General features: G+C 28.8%; 14 protein-coding genes and 1 tRNA gene. 11 read left to right on the top strand and 4 right to left on the bottom strand.

Annotation, left to right across the window (positions count from 1 at the left end; all coding sequences use genetic code 4):
* Positions 1-8 precede the first annotated feature (8 nt).
* Genes ACNQ12_RS02065 through mip form a run of 8 tightly spaced genes read left to right on the top strand, consistent with a single transcriptional unit; the run spans position 9 to position 10503 of the window.
* Positions 9-1457 (top strand): MSC_0624 family F1-like ATPase-associated membrane protein, encoded by a 1449-nt coding sequence (locus ACNQ12_RS02065; RefSeq protein WP_416754607.1) that lies wholly within the window; start codon positions 9-11, stop codon positions 1455-1457.
* A complete protein-coding gene (locus ACNQ12_RS02060; RefSeq protein ID WP_416754606.1) occupies positions 1435-1983 on the top strand; it encodes an MSC_0623 family F1-like ATPase-associated protein in 549 nt (182 codons plus the stop codon). The genes ACNQ12_RS02065 and ACNQ12_RS02060 overlap by 23 nt, the downstream gene beginning before the upstream one ends.
* On the top strand, positions 1964-2878 hold the full coding sequence (locus tag ACNQ12_RS02055; protein WP_418037085.1) for an MSC_0622 family F1-like ATPase gamma subunit: 915 nt from the start codon (positions 1964-1966) through the stop codon (positions 2876-2878). Before ACNQ12_RS02060 ends, ACNQ12_RS02055 begins: the two co-directional genes overlap by 20 nt.
* A complete protein-coding gene (locus tag ACNQ12_RS02050; RefSeq protein ID WP_416754604.1) occupies positions 2871-3341 on the top strand; it encodes an MSC_0621 family F1-like ATPase epsilon subunit in 471 nt (156 codons plus the stop codon). Before ACNQ12_RS02055 ends, ACNQ12_RS02050 begins: the two co-directional genes overlap by 8 nt.
* Positions 3329-5443: an MSC_0620 family F1-like ATPase-associated subunit gene (locus ACNQ12_RS02045; RefSeq protein WP_418019578.1), complete on the top strand. Its 2115-nt coding sequence runs from the start codon at positions 3329-3331 to the stop codon at positions 5441-5443. The genes ACNQ12_RS02050 and ACNQ12_RS02045 overlap by 13 nt, the downstream gene beginning before the upstream one ends.
* Positions 5443-6972 (top strand): MSC_0619 family F1-like ATPase alpha subunit, encoded by a 1530-nt coding sequence (locus tag ACNQ12_RS02040; protein WP_418037088.1) that lies wholly within the window; start codon positions 5443-5445, stop codon positions 6970-6972. The genes ACNQ12_RS02045 and ACNQ12_RS02040 overlap by 1 nt, the downstream gene beginning before the upstream one ends.
* Positions 6972-8339, top strand: a complete 1368-nt coding sequence (locus tag ACNQ12_RS02035; protein ID WP_418037090.1) for an MSC_0618 family F1-like ATPase beta subunit — start codon at positions 6972-6974, stop codon at positions 8337-8339. Before ACNQ12_RS02040 ends, ACNQ12_RS02035 begins: the two co-directional genes overlap by 1 nt.
* Entirely contained in the window at positions 8329-10503 is a 2175-nt protein-coding gene (gene mip / locus ACNQ12_RS02030) for an Ig-specific serine endopeptidase MIP (RefSeq protein ID WP_418037092.1), read from the top strand. Before ACNQ12_RS02035 ends, mip begins: the two co-directional genes overlap by 11 nt.
* A gap of 40 nt (positions 10504-10543) precedes the next feature.
* Here the strand turns inward: mip and ACNQ12_RS02025 are convergent, their stop codons facing one another.
* The 4 genes from ACNQ12_RS02025 to ffh form a co-directional block, all read right to left on the bottom strand.
* On the bottom strand, positions 10544-15364 hold the full coding sequence (locus ACNQ12_RS02025; protein ID WP_418037094.1) for a hypothetical protein: 4821 nt from the start codon (positions 15362-15364) through the stop codon (positions 10544-10546).
* Between the two features lie 112 nt (positions 15365-15476).
* Positions 15477-15552, bottom strand: a tRNA-Thr gene (locus ACNQ12_RS02020).
* Positions 15553-15599: 47 nt separating this feature from the next.
* Positions 15600-16493, bottom strand: coding sequence for an exonuclease domain-containing protein (locus ACNQ12_RS02015; RefSeq protein WP_418037096.1), 894 nt, complete (start codon positions 16491-16493; stop codon positions 15600-15602).
* Positions 16459-17820, bottom strand: coding sequence for a signal recognition particle protein (ffh, locus tag ACNQ12_RS02010; protein WP_418037098.1), 1362 nt, complete (start codon positions 17818-17820; stop codon positions 16459-16461). The genes ACNQ12_RS02015 and ffh overlap by 35 nt, the downstream gene beginning before the upstream one ends.
* 65 nt (positions 17821-17885) lie before the next feature.
* On the opposite strand from ffh, the gene ACNQ12_RS02005 reads away from it, so the two are divergent.
* From ACNQ12_RS02005 to ACNQ12_RS01995, 3 genes are read left to right on the top strand one after another with little or no spacing between them, the layout of a single operon-like run.
* Positions 17886-18824 (top strand): RluA family pseudouridine synthase, encoded by a 939-nt coding sequence (locus tag ACNQ12_RS02005; protein ID WP_416754592.1) that lies wholly within the window; start codon positions 17886-17888, stop codon positions 18822-18824.
* Positions 18817-19839 (top strand): hypothetical protein, encoded by a 1023-nt coding sequence (locus ACNQ12_RS02000; RefSeq protein ID WP_418037100.1) that lies wholly within the window; start codon positions 18817-18819, stop codon positions 19837-19839. The genes ACNQ12_RS02005 and ACNQ12_RS02000 overlap by 8 nt, the downstream gene beginning before the upstream one ends.
* Before the next feature lie 44 nt (positions 19840-19883).
* Positions 19884-20627: a M48 family metallopeptidase gene (locus ACNQ12_RS01995; protein WP_418037102.1), complete on the top strand. Its 744-nt coding sequence runs from the start codon at positions 19884-19886 to the stop codon at positions 20625-20627.
* The last annotated feature ends 50 nt before the right edge of the window (positions 20628-20677 follow it).

Raw genomic sequence — 20677 nt, 5'->3', positions numbered from 1 at the left:
AGGTATATATGAAAATAAAAATTAAACAAAACACCTTATTTTACTGACAGAACTTAATAAGTTATTTAATAATGGGGGTATTATTATTAGTTAGTTTGTTCTCGCTGTCTGCTCTTTTAGGCTGAAAGCCTTATAATACTGGTTTAAATGTTGCAAAGCCATTTTTACCAATTGAGAATTTTTTAGATATTTCACAGCCTAGTTTTCAAGGACGGAATTTTGTTATTATATATAACTTCATAATATTATTAGTTCCGTTAATTCTGGCTCCTTTCTGATTAGCAAGAAATGGAAGTAAGCAGCCTATAAGCTTTGTTAAATATCTTCCATGATCAATTTTATATTTAGCAATTATAATTGCATCATTCACAATATTGTATGCTTATCCAATTACGGAAAATACTAATATTTCCCATTTACTAATTAGTACTATTCCATTTACAGTATTAATGTTAGTTAATTTCGCTTTCGAGATTTATCATTTATTTTATTGCATTAAGGTATATACAGGGATCAAAAAATATATTCGTAACTTTATTATCACTAATACAGCTAAATTTATCTTACTAATCGCAGGATGATTATTATTAGCAAACTTTATTAATGGAAACACACCTGAAACACTATTTACTGTTAAAAATAATTTAAAAGAAGGCTTTAGAATATTATTCTATAACTATACAGTCTGAGGTGTGATTGCAATCATTGCAATTGTCGCTTGCTTTATTTGCTATTGAGGATTTAAGGTTGCAAACTTATTTGTTTTAGAAAATTCACAAATTCAAGCTAAAGCATTATCTAAACAAGCTCTAAACTTTAACTTTTATGCATTAGCATTATTTGCTATTTGAATGTTCGCAAACATCTTTATTGTTAATATAAATGATGGTCCATTAATGGATCGTAAGCCTGTTCACATTTTATGAATCTCAACATTAGTAATTGCATTCCTTTTACTAATACCTATATATTTTTTACTAAAATGAAAACCACTAAGTAACTTAAATAAAACTGCTAAAGGATTTATTTTAATCATTTTATCAATTGTCTATTTATTTGCCTTATTAATTATTCGTATGTTAAATGCTGACAAGTTTAACAATTACATGGTTGTGTTAATTATAGTAATTTCTTATTTTGCTTTATTGTTTATTTACAAGCTGGCAGGAAATACTTTATCTTATATTACACGTTATACCCTTGTCTTAATTTTCGCTTCACTAACCATAGCTGTCTTCTTTACAGTATTATCAGCTTTATTAAATCAAGGAAGCAATAATCTAACTGCTTCAATTCCATTTGAATTTACGTTAGTTGACATATTTATAATTATTCCAATAATTGCTTGCTTGCTACAAGTTATTATTCAGCTAAGCATTTGAGCTAAGGCTACATATATTGTTTACAAATACAATAAAACTCAAGGAGCATCTCATGAAACTAACCTTTCTAACTAATTGACAAAAAAATAAAGCTTGCAAAGCTCAAGAAATGCTAAGGCAAACTTATTTGAATGCAATATTTGCAACTTATAATGAAATTCAAGAAGACAGTAACTTTATTCCATATCAAATATTCACTAACCAATTTCTTATTTTAAACAACATCCAAAAAACTGGTGGTTTATGAGAAGAATTAGTTAATGAACGTGACGAATTTATGTTGCACAAAAATCAAATCGCATTTAAAGACTTTTATATTTCTTGAAGTATAAATCCAAGATTTAGTGAAGAGATTTTAATTCCTGTTATTTCTCATAATTTCGATTCTAACACTAAAGTATTATCTTGGGTAACTGCTGAAAATGATCAAATTCAAGATATCTTAACTAAATATAACGAATATTTACATGATTATTTAATAAACAATGATTGCCCTGTTGAAATTATTCCTGGCATTATTGTTAAATACAACTTTGATTTAAAGGATTTTAATTTATATTTCTCACCTAAATTAATTTCAAATGCATATAAAGAAAATTAAGCAAAAAGCTGAATCACTAGATAAAATATTAACCATTGTTGAATCACAAAAAAATATTAACTTAATTAATATCTTGCGTCTTTCACAACAAATTGGTATGTATTGTCAAAGAGCTAATCAAGCTAAATCTTACATTGATTATCTCGCTAGTAATTATGCTGTAGCCAATCCTTTAATCGAACCCGTAAATAATCATTATCTTACATTTTTAAGCAAATTAACACCTAAAAACTCAATCAGTTATAAAACAATTTGAGTTTATATAACAGAAGAAGAAAAATACGAAACAAACTCATATCAAAAATATGAAAAATACTTGCTTCAAAACCTTGCTAAAAATGACTCAATTGTTGTAATTGGCAATAGAGCAAAAACTTTTGCACAAGAAAATGATCTAGATATCATTTTTGAAAATAACTTTAATGATGTTGCTTATTTAACAGATATTTTGCCTGACTTTTTAGAAGCTTATTTAGATGCTAATGGTTTTTGCAAAATTAAATTTGTCTTAAACTCTTCAAAAACTAAGCAATTGAGCCTAAATGTAATTCCTTTAAGCGAATTAAATTTCGACTTAGACCTATATCATAAACAAAGTAACTTTATGTCTATAGAAGGCCTAAATATTTATCCTAATATAAATGCCTTTATTAAATCACAACTAAAAGCTTATTTAACCTATATGACATTGGCTTTATTAAGCGAATCAAATTTAATTTATCAAAAATATTCTTTAGTTGCAATTAATCAAAAAATCAATGATCTTGAGAAAAAACAAAAACGTTTAGCTCTTGAAGTACTGCGTGCTAAACGTGAATTAGAAGTAGAACAAATTTCAATTCTTTCTAAGAAAAAAGATTTATTACACGATGAAAAGGAGAATGCTCATGAATAATATAAAATGCCTTTTTATCTCAGAAAACTTAAATGAAACAAAAGAATATATTACAAGTTTAGAATTAAATCTTAATCTCGAAGACCAATGAACATTATTAAAGCCTAACTCAGTAGGTTCATATAACAAAGCTTTTTTTAGAACAAAAAATAATGGTGGCGTAGTCAAATACTATATCTTAGATAACGTCTTCCTTACCTATATAAACAATGAGATACATATCACTTATAGAGGTTGCTTTAGATCATATTTACAAGTTAAAAAGAATAATGATTTTATTAACAGCAACGAAGAAAAACTTAAAGGCTTATTAGCTGATTTAAATTACTATCGTAGTTGTAAGCAACTTTCGGTAGACAATATAAATAAAATAGCAATTTACAAGTTAGAAAATGAAATATATATCTTGAAAGCTATTACCTTATTTAATTTAAACCCAGAGGAGAAAAAATGCGAAAACTAAAATGACTTATTTTAGGGCCAGTTAGTGCCACTCTTCCCCTCGCTGTCCTTTCTGCTGCTCCTAATTCAGAAAGCACTCCTAATAGTGATAATACAAACTCTGAGGAAGGGAAAAACTTATCTCCTGACTTTGATGAATTTGCTAAACTAGAAAAAGAAGCGCAAACACAATCATTAAATAATATTTTAGAACAAGGTATTAAAGATCTTCATAATGAAGCTAACACCTTACTAACAAATACTACAACTACAGATGCACAAGACATCGTAAAAGGTATGTATTTAAAAAAGGTTGCAGTTTATTTAGAAACACATAAAGATGCAATTATTAAGAATCCTAGAGATAATGGTTTCTTTACATTCTATCCAGAAATACTTGCTTCATCAAAATCTTTTAAAAGCATGGTCTTAACTTTTGATTCTAAAACTTATCAACAAGTTTTAATTAATGCTGAGCAAGACTCAACTAATCCATATCAGAATCTACCTTTAGTACCATCTCAAATCGAAGACTTAAAGGAATATACTTCAGAAACATTAACAAATACTTTAACTAAAGAGAAATTTAATGCAAAAGTCGATGAATATTTCAAAAAACTAGCTGGTGAATTTGATGATATTTTTCAAAATAGCGATGATATTCCAACATTTGAAACAACATCTATTGACTACAATTCATCTGGTAATTTCAACCTACATCCGCCAAAAGGTTTTGATTCTTGAGATGATTATATTAAATCAAAATATAGTGTTCGCTTCTTGCAATTTGATTTAGACCAAAACTCTAAAGAAGATGAGCAACAAGATAAACCACCTTCTCCAATAATACCACCTCTTCCTCAGATTCAGGACCCTGCTGCACAATCTAAGGAAATCCAAAACATTCCTTCTCTACACCCAATTGTTTCTTCAGCCATGTATGATGCCTTTAAGAGCTTAAATACAGTTGAATTAAAACAAGCTTTTATAGCCAAATACAATAAGAATGTGGAAAAGAATTCTCCTATTTATTTCTTTTTTAACAACAATATTAATACTAGATATCAATACATGGTAACTGAACTTAAACTTGACTCAAATAATGAATTATTAGCTGATGTTAAAATTCAGGATAGTGTAGATAAAAATAACTTACGTACATATAGCTTTTCTATCCAGACACTAGCAGATAAGCAAATAACACTTGCAACACAAGCTGCTAATGCTTTAATTAGAAATATCTTTATACAGTTATACACAGCACTTGGAGTTAATGCTCAAATCGATTATCAACAATTAGTTGATCAAGAATTGGCAAATGTTTTATTTAATATGATTTCACGTGCAATGAAAAATACTTATCAAACTGAATATCAAACAGATTTAAATAATATTATTCAAAAGAATGCATCAAGTGTTAGTTCAATTGATTTAAAAGATAATTTAGAAACTCAATTTGGTACCGATATAAATTATTTTGTTTTATCATCTTTAAAAAATACTGTAATACACAATACATATTATTTCGCATTACTTCCTGATGCTTATTCAAATACTTATAATTTATTAGTTGAAGGAATTAAAAACAAAATTGATTTAATTAAATCAAACATTAAAGTTTTAAATGAATATTACAAGATTAACTATCTTGATATTAGCTGAGTTAACCAAGGTTTAGATGTATTAAGTGATGATATTTCCTTTTTAAAAGGATTAGCAATCAATAATAGTTTTAATTTATATTCTCAATATTTAGAATACACTAACTTAACTAATCGTATAAACAAGACATTTAGAGATTTATACATTATTTTACATGAAGCTCCATTAACGAATTCTCCAGAAAATAAAAAACAAATCACACAAATGTTTGATTCTCTTTGAGCAATGCCTCAAACACCATATACACAGCCAGCAGCTAATAAAAAGCTACTTTACACATTAGGAGCAATTTTCTTATCATTAGCATTTATTCTAATTTTAATTGCTTCTACTTTAGGAATTACACACAATAAATTCCACATAAAAAACACAAAAAATAAAACAATATTAATGAGTTCGCTAGCTTCAATTTTCTTAATAATAGCAATTATTTTACTTGCTATCGGACTTGGAGGTCTATAATGACAAATAATAACTACCCTAAAATTACAGGTATATTTGACTATGTTGTAGAAATTTCAGGTGAGTATTCATACTTCCAGAATCAAATTTTTACTTTAGCAAGTAACCCAGAAGTAAATTTAATTTTAATCTCAGCTACTCAAAATAAGGCTTATTGTCTTTCAGAGGGAAAAATAGGTGACTTCTTAATCGGAGAAAGCGTTATCCCCACAACTCAAGAGCACTATATTGAAACTTCATTGAGCTACTTTGGAAAAATTATTAGTATTGACGGAAGCATTCTTTACCCTGCAGTTAACGAAAGCAAAACAATGCTTTCTCATAAATCATTAGCATTTAATAAACCTAATTCATTACTTTCATATCAGCCATTAGAGGAACAATTACATACAGGTTATATGGCAATTGACTTGCTTATTCCAATTGGTAAAGGACAAAGAGAACTTATTATTGGTGATAGAAAAACAGGTAAGACACATTTAACATTAAATACTATTATTAATCAAAAGAACGAAAATGTTAAATGTATTTATGTTGGAATTGGTAAACAACAATCAGACATTGCTTCTGTTTATAAAACATTAAAGGATAATGGAGCGATTGATTACACTATTATTATTAATGCTCCAGCTGACCAACCTTATGCACAATACTTAGCACCATATATTGCTATGGCACATGCTGAAAATCTAGCACACCAATATGATGTTTTGATTGTTTTTGATGATTTAACAGCACATGCTAATATTTATCGTGAAATTGCATTATTAACAAATAAACCTGTTGGGAAAGAAGCCTTTCCAGGTGATATGTTCTTCGCTCACGCCAGATTACTTGAACGTAGTGGAAAATTTGTAGGTAAAAAATCTATTACAGCATTGCCTATTCTACAAAGTGTTGAAAATGATATTACATCATTGGTAGCTTCAAACGATATTTCAATTACTGATGGGCAAATTGTTATGAATACAGATCTATTTGCACAAGGAAAATTGCCAGCTATTGATATCGATTTATCTGTTTCACGTATCGGTGGAGCAGTACAAAAACCTTATATAGCTAAAGTTGCTGGTAAGATTGCTAAAATTTATAAAGCATACAAAAGACAAATTAAACTTGCTTCCCTTAAATATGATTTAAACAACGAAACTAGTGCTTTATTAACCAACGGATCATTAGTTGAACAAATGTTTACTCAAAAAGGAATTTCTGTTTATAAACCAGCTACAATGTTTTTAACAGCTAAATTGATTTCATGAGGTATTTTGAAAAACATCACAAACATTCCATTAGCATTAAAATTTATTGAAGAATTATGTAATTATAATTTAATAGCTAAGGATATTTTAGACAGAATGATCACAAATAAAAGCTATGATGATGCAATGGCTAAAGATTTCTTTGCATTTGCATTGCATCAATTCTCAGATTTCAGAAACTTAGGCTGAAATATTGAAATTAACCAAAAATTCATGGACATAGATATAAACTCATTAAAATACATTAATGATAAACTAGGAGATAAATAATGACTAAAGGTATAGTAACCAAAATTTGAACTGATGTAGTTGAAGTTTCCTTTCCTAAAGAACAACTACCTAAAATTAATAATATTTTAGTTTCAGCGAACTCTGAAAATCACTTACTTGTCAAGAAAATTGTTAACAAAAACATTGTCTATGCAGTTATCATTGATGCTAACGAAACTATAGCAATAAATCAAGAATATTTTGACACAGGAAATACATTTATGGTTCCAGTTGGATCTGGTGCAAAAAATAATATTTTTGATGTTATGGGAAGATCATTAAACAACTCTAATCAAGCATTTAATAAAGTCCCTATGGACTCTACAATTGTAACTAATAATGACTTCAATTTTGAGCCACAAATCTTAGAAACAGGGATTAAGGCTATTGACTTCTTTATTCCTATTTTAAAAGGTTCAAAAATTGGAATCTTTGGTGGAGCTGGTGTTGGTAAAACAGTTCTAATGAAAGAAATTATTTTCAACCTATCTAAAAAAGAAAAAAACACTTCATCAATTTTTATTGGTGCGGGTGAGCGTTCAAGAGAAGGGGTTGAACTATATGACGATTTAACTAAATCAGATCTTATGAAAAGCTCTATGATGTTTATTTCTAAAATGAATGAAAGTGCTGGAGCTAGAATGAGTATTGTTCCTGTAGGAATTACAGCAGCTGAATACTTAAGAGACAAAGAAAAAGAAAATGTTTTATTATTTATTGACAACATTTTCCGTTTCCTTCAAGCTGGAAATGAAATCTCAGCTTCTTTAGATAAAAAACCTTCATTAGGAGGTTACCAAGCAACATTAAATACTGAAATTTCTTCTGTAGAAAATAGATTATTCTCAAACGAAAATGGTTCAATTACTTCATTTCAAACTGTTTTCTTACCAATGGATGATTTATCTGATCCATCTGCTCTTGCAGTATTTAACCACTTAGGTGGTTCTCTAGTTCTTTCTCGTGATGTTGTGGCTAAAAATATTTATCCTGCTTTTGACCCACTTGAATCTTCATCTGCTACAGTAGATGTTCAAATCATTGGTCAAAAACATTACAATGCTATTATGAAAGTTAAACAAATATTACAAAGATACAAAGAACTTGAAGATGTTATTTTAATTTTAGGTATTGATGAGCTTGATGATGAATCAAAAATTATTGTTAAAAAAGCTTTACAACTACAAAACTTTTTCTCACAATACTTCCACACAACCCAACACTTTACTCAAATGCCAGGGGTTTATGTCCCATTATCTAAAACAATTGAATCAGTAGAAAGAATAATTAATGGTGAATTTATAGATGTTAACCCTGAAAAATTCTCATTCATAGCTACTGTAGATGATATTCAAGATGAAAAATAAAATACTAAAAAATTCACTTTTAATTTTAGGGTCAACTTTTCTTAGTTTAGTTCCAGTTTCATGTTTTCATGATTATCCAGCTAGACCAGTAGAAAAACCTGTTGACCCAGGCGATTCAAAGCCTAAACCTATAAAACCAATTAATCCGGGTGAAGGTGAACCTGTACCTGAACCACCAGTTATTGGTGGGAATCCATTCAACCCACAACCTCAAAAAGACCCTACAACACCAGATGATGCTAATACACCTGAATATAAAAATGCTTCATTCCTTAAAAAATATTACATTGATGAAGCAGCATATATTAATTCTTTAGTTAAATCTCTTTGACCAGGTGGAGTAACAGAAGCTTATAATGAAATTTATGAAACATACAGCAAAAAACACGTACAAGATTTTGATAATAGCGCTTCTGAATTAAACTTACCTGCATTTCTAGATTCTTATGCTAAAAACTTTTCAGTTACAGATAACGAAAATAATTTAGTTCTTAACCCTCTAGGTCAAATACGTAGAAGAAAATACTGAGCTGATGCTGATGGGGATCGTGGTACAGCAAGATATATCCCTAATGACTTATATAAGGAAATATTAGGTGAAACATATTCAATTATCATTAGTAATGAAAATAAATATTTAACACCTACTAGCTTACCACCATCACGCCTCTCTCAAGGTACAGCATGAATTCTTGATTATGCAACTGATAGCAAAGGTCAAATTTCGAAATTATATTTAGCTACAAACCTGCACGTAGCAGCAGATATTACTTCTAGTTCAGATAATGGTTCAATTTATACAAATATATTACCTGATAGTGTAATGAAACAAAATGCTGATAATCTAATTCAAGCTAACAGCAAATGGGAAGCAATGAACCCTGCAATCCTCAAACTTCAAAAAGAATATGAAGAAGTTTTAGCTAAATACGGTGATCAGTCACCTGAATTTGCAGCATTTAATAAAAAATATAATGAAGCATTAATTCCTTATGATGAAGCCGGCAAAGCTGTTAAAGCTGCTGATGCTAAGATTGTGGGTGTTACCCAAAAAATTAGATTAGCTCATTTTGATCCTGACACTCCAGTGGGTGTACAATTAAAACAAACCAATAAAGATACTCGTATAGCATACTTTGATTTTGATCCGAAAAATGTAAAAATTGTTTATACTGGTGCAAACTTCTTAAGCACTTCTCCTTCTAGCTATTTAGATAGTTCTTCTCCATATGCTAAATTAGAGGAAATGGCTGATTTTGCTGTATTAGAATTTACTTTAAACCCTAATGCAGATTCATATCCATATAGTTCTCCTAATGCAGATAGTGGGCTTGATAACAATAAAATTGATTCATTCAATAATTATGTGTTATTCTTGACTTCAGCATACCAAAATAAAGATAACCAATCTAAACCAGCAAATTATGATTTACTAACTGATTATGATAAATTAGTTGCTGAAAAGTTAAATGTAAATGATGAAAATATATCTAAAATTAATTATGACTTTTTAGCTTTAGGTTTCCCTAATGCAAAAAGTGATGATGATTTAGTTATATCTACAAGTAATAAAGATGAAATTCCTTCATTAGCTACAACTTCATCTGTGTGAGTAAATAAATCTAAGAATAATAAAGATAACCAACTTGGTGGTGGATTATCTCAAAATGTTGCGTTAAGAACATTTATTGATAAGCCTGGCTTAACTGATATTTTAATCTCTAACCCAATAATTAATGCCACTGATCATAAAGGTTTTGAAATTAGATATTTAAAAGAAAAAGGTTCTACTTACACAGGTAATGAATACATTAATTATGGGCTAGGATATATATTACAAAACTGACAGCCAGGGCAAGGTGGTTCAGGTTCATCTGTACGTGATATTAATGGAAATATAATTGGTTTAACATTTGCTGCTGCTGATGCAAATTTTAACTCATTAGTTTCACTTACACAAGCCTTAAGATCTCCTGGATATAACTATAATGGGCAATATGGTAAATATAATTTAGAACAATATGATTTAATTTATGGTGGCGGAGCAAACCAAAGAACATCATATCGTCAAGCACTTCAGAAAATTTATGGCGATGACTATAAAACAAAATTATTCCCTAAAGGTGTAAAAGAAATTCCACAAGATTATCAATTTAAAAAATAAATTAAAAATATCTAGACTTGAAAAATCTAGATATTTTTTATTAATTTTGATAAATTGGTTTAATTAAATCGTTTAGTTCTTTCATAGTAATTGTGTTTCAATTGTCTTGTGTAAAGACAAAACCTAATTTTGAAATAACCTTAAATGTTTGTTGATTATTAGCATTATCCGTTATAGTATATTCGACATAGTAAATACCACTATTATTACTATCTGCAGGTCCTAAAGCTTTATTTCATTTAGTTAATCTTGACAATTCTGTATTATTAAACTTTTGAATTACTGTATCTTTTTTAGTTGCGAAATCTATAAAATGAATTTTGGCGTTAATTGGATATGTTGAAACTGAAGTTCACATAAATGAATATTCAAGTGATGTATTTTGGTATCATAAACTATCATTTGCATTGTAGTTTGAATTTTGAGAGTTTCCATTTACTGTTATTTGTGAAAATGCATCAAATGTTGGTGAAGTTGAACTACATTCTAAGTATAAAACTTCTGAATTTACAATATCATTTGGGAATATTTCATTGTAAATTTCAACATAGTAATATCCTTGTGGATTTTGAATTATGTTTTTGTTTAAGCTTAATGCATCAATAGTTTTATAAGAAATAACTTTTTGTCATCCTTCTTTTCCAGGTTTTAGTTTTGTTTGAGAATAATATACATTAGCTCTTAATGATAAATTACCACCTAAAATTTGACTTTTATCATTTATTGCTGATATATTAATTTGATATCCATACTCATTATATAAACCTTGAGAAACAGAGTCAAATTCATTTAAATTACGTGTTATAACAATTGTTTTTGCATTTGCATAAGAAGGGTCTAATAAATTGTTTTTGTAATTATCACGCACTTCTTGCACTAGTTGATTAATTTGCTCATTTGAAAGATTTTCATGAGTTTTAGCATTAATTTCATTTCACTTATCTAAAAAGTCCTTTTTATTTTGCTCAGAAATTTGGTATACATTTGAACCTATTGTATAACCACCAAGAGTAAATTTATAATATGCTAACTCATTGATTAGATCTTGTTTGTTGTATTTTGGTTGACTATTAAATCATGTTGCTAATTTAGGATCTTCCATTTTAGTTTCAATTTTTGTATTATCAGTTCATGTTACATAAACTTGATCATTTTGGATGTTAAAGTTATATAAAACTTTATCTTTATTACCTATTTTTGAAACTGTATGCGCCTTTGTTTTGACATCATAAATTAATATTGAATATCCATTAGTTTTATCATAGATAGGAATAGCAATAGAGTCTTTATAAGAATAAAGATTTACACTAAAATTAGGTGTGTCCAGAAGAACTTTGTAAGATCTAGTAATGGCATCCAGCATTTGTTGCTTGTATGTTTTTTGTATATCTCATGTAACTTCTGTTCCAGTGGTTTGATTGAAGGTTTGCTCTGTTATAAATCCATCTGCTTTGAGTTGTTTCCCCTCTGCACTTCATCTATTTGGTGAATAACTAAATCCATATCATTTTCCATTGTTATATACATAGTTTGGAGAAATTGTGGCACTTCCCCCATTTGCTTTTCCACCCATAATTGTAGTGCTTGCTAAATAATCACGTTCTGAATTTAACATTACTTCATCATTTAAATATAATGTGTTATAAGGTAATCCATATAAGTTATTAAATGTATATGGTAGTAAAACCCCAGAAACATTTGGCACAAATTGTGAAGTACTTGGTGCTGTTATAATGCCACCAAAGTCACCCTTATAATGTGATAAAGGATATAAATAATATGCTTCAGCTGATTCGTATGTAATGTCAGAGTCGAATCATTTGTAAGTTTTTGAACTAGGATCTGGTTGGTTTTGATCATTTACTGGTAATTTCATTCAAACAACCATGTGTCCACCGCTGGTTTCATCTTCTGGCAATTCTTTTGCTTTACCTGTAGGTCATGCAAAAGCTTTAATACCAGCCATTTGTAAAAGAATAGCATATGAAGAAGCCATGTCTCTACATACACCAGTATGTAATTGAATTGCTAAATCTAATCTTGCAACAGGCTTATAAATAAATCACATTTTTACATATTTTCATAAAGCAAATGCTTTATCTCATTCAGACATGCCTTCTTTAATTTGATTCATCCCGTCTCTAACAAACTTAAAGACTGCATCTTGTACTTTACCAGGAGTTCTGAATGCTTCCATATAAGTATATTTGAAACTACCTGTTCGTACATATCATGTTGTATTGTTTACATATTGTGGAGTATTTGGGAAATATCCATCAGACTGAATTGAGCCATCTTTATTCTTGTAAGTAAATGCCATTTGGTTAGAGTCTACTGTGAAATATGAGTAATTAGTTTTCTTAGTAAATTGCCATTCAAGAAAAGCATTATTTCAAGCGTCTGTAGTAATTAATCTATCACCAAGTGTGAAATTAACAACTTGATTACCAATCATCTTATCAAACATATCAACAAGCATTTCTTGTGTGATTTGATTGTCTGGAACTTTTGGTAGAGGAACGTCTCCTCAATTATAATTTTCTGATGGTGAATTATTTATATCTTTGTATTTTTCATATAAATTCTTTAATGCACTTAACGAAGCGTTTAAAGAATTTAATGTACTTGAATCAGTATATTGGTTTTGGCTAATTCCTTTTTGGATAGTGCTGTATGCATCAGGATATTTGTTTTTATTTATATTTAATCCATTAAGAACTTTTATTTGGGCATAAATTTCGCTTTTTAATTGTGCTATCTTTTGGTTATAGTTAGTTCAAGCAGATTGAGTTATTTGTTTTAGTTCATTAGCTGTTTTATTTAATTCTTCAATTGAAAGTGATTCTAAAGTTGAATTATTAATTTTAGTTAGTAAAGAACCTAACTGCGCATCAGTATAGCCATATTCTATTAATTTATTGTAAGCTTCTTGTGCAGTGACTAATTCTAATTTAGCAGTTCTTAAAGCTTGAACAGCTGGATCAATTTTTGCTGCATTTTTATATACATCATAGACTTTTGTTAAGCTAACTAAAGCATTGTTTAGGCTATTCAAATTATCTGTATCTGAATAAGAAATTTTTAATGCCTCATTTATAGCTTTATAAGCTTTTGGATTATCTTGTTCATTAAAGTTTAAGTTCTTAAGTTGAGTTTTTATAGCATCAATTTTAGCCTTAATGTTTGCGCATTCTGCCTTATAATTTGCTTCTTCTTTTGTTTTTAGGTCTGAAATTTTAGAAATTATTTCTTTTAATTCATCAAATGAATAAGTTGATAAATTAGAAACTTTTATACCAGATAAATAACTTGATAATTCAGTAGCTTCATAACCTTTTTCTTTAAGCGAAGAAACTAATGCATTCGCTGCAGCTAGTGCATTATTAGCTTCTTGCACTGTTTGCTGCATAATCTGTACTGCACTATTTTTATATTGCTCATAAACTTTATTTAAGTTATCTAATTTTGTTTTTAAATTAGCAAGTGTATCTGCTGCATTAAAATTATTAAGGCTTAGAGCAACTTGAATAGCTTGATAAATGTTATTACTCATTGATTGAGTAATTCCAATATTATTAATTTTTGAAATAACATCATTTAAGCTTTTAATTGTATTATCCTTCGCAGTAGCGTAATTTTCATTTGCACTTGCTTCTAATTCTTGAACTTTTGCAATAGCAGATTCTACTTCTGGTAATGAATAATTAGCAATTATTTCATCAGTTAAAGTTTTTAAATAATTGTTTAATTCTACTGGTTCATATCCATTATTAAGTAACACTTTAGCTTGGCCAGTTGCTGTAGCTATAGCAAGCCTTAATTTAGCAATAGCCTGTTGTTTTGCCACTTCTTGGCTATTATCAGTGTTATTGTTAATGTCTTTATATTTATTGTATAGAGCAGTTAAATTAGCAAGAAATGCTTTTAATTCATTTAGTGTACTTGTTTTAGTTACTGCATTATTTTTTAATCCTTCACTAATTGCTTGATATGTTTCAGGTTGCTTTTCGTTTGAAACATTTAATGATTGAATATTATTAACAACAGCATTAATTTGAACTTTTACAGCGTCGCAAGCTAGTGTATAGTTTTTTTGCACTTCGCTCTGTGTTGATTGCAATGTTGATAAAATTTCTTTCAATTTGTCTAATGAACATGATGGTAAATTGTCTAAGTTAATATTCTTCAAACATTCTTCTAATACTTCTGGGTTATAACCATTAGTTTTTAAACTATCACATTCATTGTTAGCTTGGGCTTTTTCATCTGTTATTTGATTTATCAATTCTGTTCTTTGTGCAGCATCAGGCTCGATAACAGGCTTATTTGTTAAATCTTTATAATCATTATAAATTTTTGCAAGTTTATTGTTCCATTCATTTAAAGTAGGAAGTATTGTATCATTATTTAAAACACTAGCCTGATTTATCGCTTCTTGCATTATGGCTTTTTCATCATTATGACTATCATCTAGCTTATCAATTAATTTCTTTAAAGATTCAATATTTGCCTTAATTTGGTTTAAAACATTGGCAATAAGATTATTAAATTGTTGAGTTATAGTTGATATTAAATCTTGCCCACTAGCAAGAGCTTCAGACATTTGCTTTTCACTGAATTTTTCATAATTATCATTATTTATAACAAATTCTTTAATTTGTTGTGCTAAATCCATAACTTGATTTGCAATTAATTTACTTTCTAATGCTTCTAGTTGGCCTTTAAGTTCTTGGAACTTAACATTTAAATGGTTTTTTTCTGCTTGTGTATCATTGCAACTGGTTGCAATCATAGATGCAGGAGCTGCTGTGGCACTAAGAACTAGAATGCTTTTGATTGTAATATTTTTCTTATTTCTCATATTTACCTCTTTATAAATATATTTTATTAAATTTTGAGAAATGTATCATATTTATAAAGCCCTATTTTATGCTAAAAAAAGCAAATAAAAAAAATCCAATACTGGATTCGAATGGTGCCGGCAACTGGACTCGAACCAGCGACCCCTTCCTTACCATGGAAGTGCTCTACCTGCTGAGCTATGTCGGCAAATCGTTAATAATATAATACCAAAATATTATTAACGTATGTATAAATTAATCTATAATTTCTAATTTTTTTAATAATTCAAGAAATTCCTCTAGTTTAACAATTCTTTTTTGCAGCTTTTGAGCTTTCAAGTATTTTAAAGTCGTCGTCTGATCATCACAACTTATAAGGAATGTAGTAGATTTTAAAACTGAATTGTTTACTTTTCCACCATTAAGTTCAATTACTCGTTCCAGACTTTCTCTACTATATGTTCCTTCACCAGTAATAGCAATATTAAAACCATCAAGCAGATTGCTGTGCAAAGTATTACTTTTTAGTTCTATTTTATTATTTGAATAGGATTCGAAATTTCTTTTCGTTCTTGTTAAACTTCAGTTTCTTGTCTTGCTTTTTTCATTACACAATTTCTTATAAACTTTATCAGTACAAATCACATCAGCTAATGCTCTATGATTTTTTTCTGCCGAATACTCAATTGCATAATAATTACATAAGTCACCTAATGTGTTATGTGATAAAGAAAGTTTTGTTCTAGCTAATAATAACGTATCAATAATTTCGTTAGAAATATTTCAATTTAATCTGCTATTTGAAAAATAATTTAAAAAACGATAATCAAATGTTTTTATATTGTGACCTATTAAAGGCAAATCCTCAATGAATTCAAGAAATTGAGCAAGGACAATTTCAATGGGGTCTTCATTTCGCAACATTTCATTTGTAATATGTGTCTTTTCGACAATGAATGGAGGAATTACTCCTTGAATTTTGACTAATTTAGAAAATTGTTCAACTATTTTTCCATTTTTAACTTTTATAGCTGCAATTTCAGTTATTTCATCATTATAAGGCTGCAATCCTGTAGTTTCTATATCTAAAACTACATAATTATCTAAGTGTGTATTAGAATAATCCACTCATTCCCCCGCCAAAGCCACCAAAGCCTCCGGTCTTCTTAAAGTTTTGAGCAATTTGAGCCATTTTTTTGCTCATAGCATCAAAATCATTTAGCAATTTGTTGTATTCTTGCGCACTTCTACCACTCCCTTTAAGGATTCTTTCTTTACGAGAAGCTTGTTTAAGTAGTTTAGGATTCTTTCTTTCTTGCTTAGTCATAGAAGACATTAGAATTTGATATAACTGCATTTTTTCTTCGGCTTTATCTATTTCTGATTCATCAATTTTGCTTGCTAAATTACCTGGAAGCATTTTGAGTAATTTAGAAAATTTTCCCATTTGTTTCATTTGCTTAATTTGTTCCATTAAATCATCAAGTGTAAAATTACCTGAGAAAATTCTTTCAACCATATTTTTAGCTTTGTCTTCATCAATGTTTTCAGAGGCCTGTTCAATAAGTGTCATAACATCACCCATACCAAGAATTCTTTCAGCCATTCTATCTGGGTGGAAAAGATCTAAATTAGAAGTTTTTTCTCCTGTCCCAATAAATCTAATTGGAATGTTAAGAACTTGTCTTAAACTTAATGCAGCACCACCACGTGCATCAGAATCAAGTTTAGTAATAATAACACCTGTCAATTTAAGCTTATCATTAAAAGTGCTTGCTACATTTATGATATCTTGTCCAGATAATGCATCAGCTACAAAAAAGATTTCGTCAGGGTGAGCAATCTTTTTAATATTAACTAGTTCATTCATTAATTTTTCATCAATCGAAAGTCTTCCAGCAGTATCGATGATAATTAAATCATTTTTATTTTCATGTGCCTTTGCTAGTGCATTTTCAACAATAGTTTCTGCAGGTATATTAACACCTTGTTCGTAGTAATCAACTTGGATTCCCTTTGCTAAAGTAACAAGTTGATCAACTGCTGCTGGACGATAAATATCTGCTGCCACAACCAATGGATTAGAAATATATTTTTTCTTTCTTAAGTAATAAGCTAATTTAGCAGTTGCTGTTGTTTTACCACTACCTTGTAAACCACACATCATTACGATATAAGGTTTTTTGTCAATTTTAATTTCTTTAGTTTCATTTCCTAAAACCTTTACAAGTTCATCTCTAAAGATTTTTATCATTGTTTGTGATGGATTAAGTCTCCCAATAATTTTTCCTTCTTCAAGTGCTTTTTCTTTAACATTATTTACAAATTCTTTTACAACCCGCAAGTTAACGTCAGCTTCTAGTAAAGCCATTTTAACTTCACGAGTAACTTCTAAAATATCAGCTTCATTTAAAGTTGTTTTCTTAGCCATTTTAGCTAAGCTTTTTTGTATTCTTTTTTCTAAAAAATCTAACATAAAATTATTATACAACACATAAGTAAATAGCTAATAAATTTCAAAAAACTTATATAATATCTTTTATGAAAGAAATAGAAGTAAAATATCCAGAAAGATTAGACAAATACGTTTCAAATAACAGCGATATATCACGTAATGATATTAAGCAATTAGTTGAACAACATTGTGTCTATGTTGATAACATTTTGGTTAATAAACCAAAATTTACTGTACGTGAAGGACAGATTATTAAAATTACAAAAGTAATTGATAAAGAAATTAAGATTGAACCTAAGGAAATGCCTTTGGAAATCCTATATGATGATGATTACTTATGTGTTTTAAATAAGCCAAGTGGGCTTACAGTACACCCTGCTCCAGGTCATTATGATGACACCCTAGTAAATGGTTTATTACACCATTTTAAAAATAATTTATCAAATGAAAATGGATTACTTAGACCAGGAATTGTACACAGAATCGATAAAGATACTAGTGGACTACTAATTGTTGCTAAAACAAATGAGGCTCACAATTTATTAGCCGAAATGTTTGCTACTCATAGTATTAAACGTTCATATTTAGCGATTTGTGATGGGATTATCGAAAATACTAAACTCAAATTAGTTTTACCAATTGGTCGTTCAACTAAAGACAGATTAAAAATGGAAGTAACTAACCATAATTCGAAACCTGCTGTTACTTATGTAACATTACTTAAAGGTTTTTATTTAGATGGATTACCAAAATCTTTAGTTAAATGTGAACTTGAAACCGGAAGAACTCACCAAATTAGAGTTCATATGGCTCATATTAAGAATCCAGTATATGGAGATCCTGTATACAATAAAGCTATCGATGATAAAGGGCAAAGATTACATGCTTATAAATTAACCTTTATTCATCCAGTGACTAAAGAAGAAATGGTGTTTTTTGCTAAACCACCAAAAGAATTTGAAATTGCAGACTTCGATTTCGATCAATTCTTAAAAGCAGAAACTCAAGGAGGTAAAAATGAATAATCAAACTATTGAATTAGAAAAATATGAAACAGTAGAATCATTTTTTCGAGACTATAAAAATAAGTTTAATCAATGAATGTGAGTTTGACTAGCTTGTGTAGTTACTTGCTTTGCATTACTTGTTGCAGACTTTGTTATTACATTAGTCTTTCAAAAAGATTTTTTAAATGCTTATTACTTTAAGATGGGATCTTCAGCCGCAACTCAAGTCTCAAAAGAAAATCCAAACGTGATGTTAAATGTTTATATATATAGAGTTGCAAGTATTGTAGTATATATTTTAATCTTTGCTTATTTAATTTATTCAATAATTAGTTACAAGGTAACAGCAAATAAAAATCAATCATTTATTAGACAAAATATGTGATTAGGAATTCTTACATTTGTCGTTGCTATTTATGCAGTATTTAACTTAATTCAATATATGTATAATAATGCATTAAATCAATATGCACCATTTGCTATTGCAATATTTGCAATTGAACTAGTATCTTCAATCTTATATATCTTAATTTACTTTATACCAGCTGGTCAAGTTAGAAAACTTGTTAAATACAATGTATTCGTAGTTCAAAACATTCAATTCAAAATAATTCAAAAGAAATTCCAAGAAAGCCAAGCAAATGGAGGAAGTAGTCCATTTGATATCTTCAATATATTTAACAATATGGCTGCTGAATTTAACGCTAATGCACAAGATGCAAGCGAAGGAAATTCCGAAGAAGAAGACGAAATTGCTCGTCAATATCACGAAGCTAAACAAAAGGCTGCTAAAAAAGAACTTTATAATCCTGCTACTTCAATGGATGAAGAAAAAGATAAAGCAATGGAAAAATTATTATCAATGCCAAATCAACAATTGTTCGAAATGGCTGCTATCTTAAACATTTCTGGATATGAAGACATGTCTAAGGATGAACTAGCGTCTTTAATTTACAATTACACCAAGCAAGCTCAAGAAAGATATGCACAAACTCAAAAAGAAATTCATCAAGATAATAACGATAAGAAGTAATCATAGTATTGCTTCTTTTTTATTCAACATTGTATAATTAACTTATGAATTACAGCACACTAACAGACTTTAAATTGGCCACTATTACTATTAATAATCATCCTTTTTCTTATTACTACTATGAAGTCAAAGATCGCTTAATATATAAATCTTTCATTAACAATGATGAGATATATATTATCTATAATCCCAGTATTCCTAAGTTACAAGATAAACTTCTCAAAACTCTTAAGTTCTATATCCCTAAATTAAAATATGAATTAAGCCCTAATTATGATACTTTTTATTTTATAGGCAAACAATATCAATATAAGTACAAAAGTATTGGTTTGATTTTGCTTGTAGAAATAAACAACCCTAGTAATGTGCTTGCTAGCATACCTTGCTCGCAAGGAAAAGAACAGGATTCTCAATACATTGTTAAATGTATTATTAAGCATCTAAATAAGTTGTTTTATGATTACATGCAAAATATAACAAATCATGTTACTCAAGCGTTTAAACGTGGCCCTATTGACATACAAATAGTTAATAAAATTACTTCATATCATGGGCAATATACTTATAATAAAATCACTAATAATGAATTAATTAAATATAATTTGAAATCTTCAATTGCTGCTCCTAATTTCTTACTCTACATTGCTATTCACGAAGTTGCTCATTCCCTTAGCCATGGGAATGATAAACATAGTCAAAAATTTTGATCTGCTGTTTCTTTATTGTTACCAAACTATAAAGAATATAAAAACAAATATATTTTTGATTTTATATCAACTAAACATTAGTTTTTATGAAAGTCATATTAGTGACTTTTCTAATGAAGCAATAACTATCT

This window comes from Mycoplasma paraquilae (assembly GCF_048284415.1).
Lineage (GTDB): Bacteria > Bacillota_I > Bacilli_A > Mycoplasmatales > Metamycoplasmataceae > Mycoplasmopsis.
The sequence above is the reverse complement of the archived record's forward strand: the minus strand, read 5'-3'. Positions and strand labels throughout refer to the sequence as shown.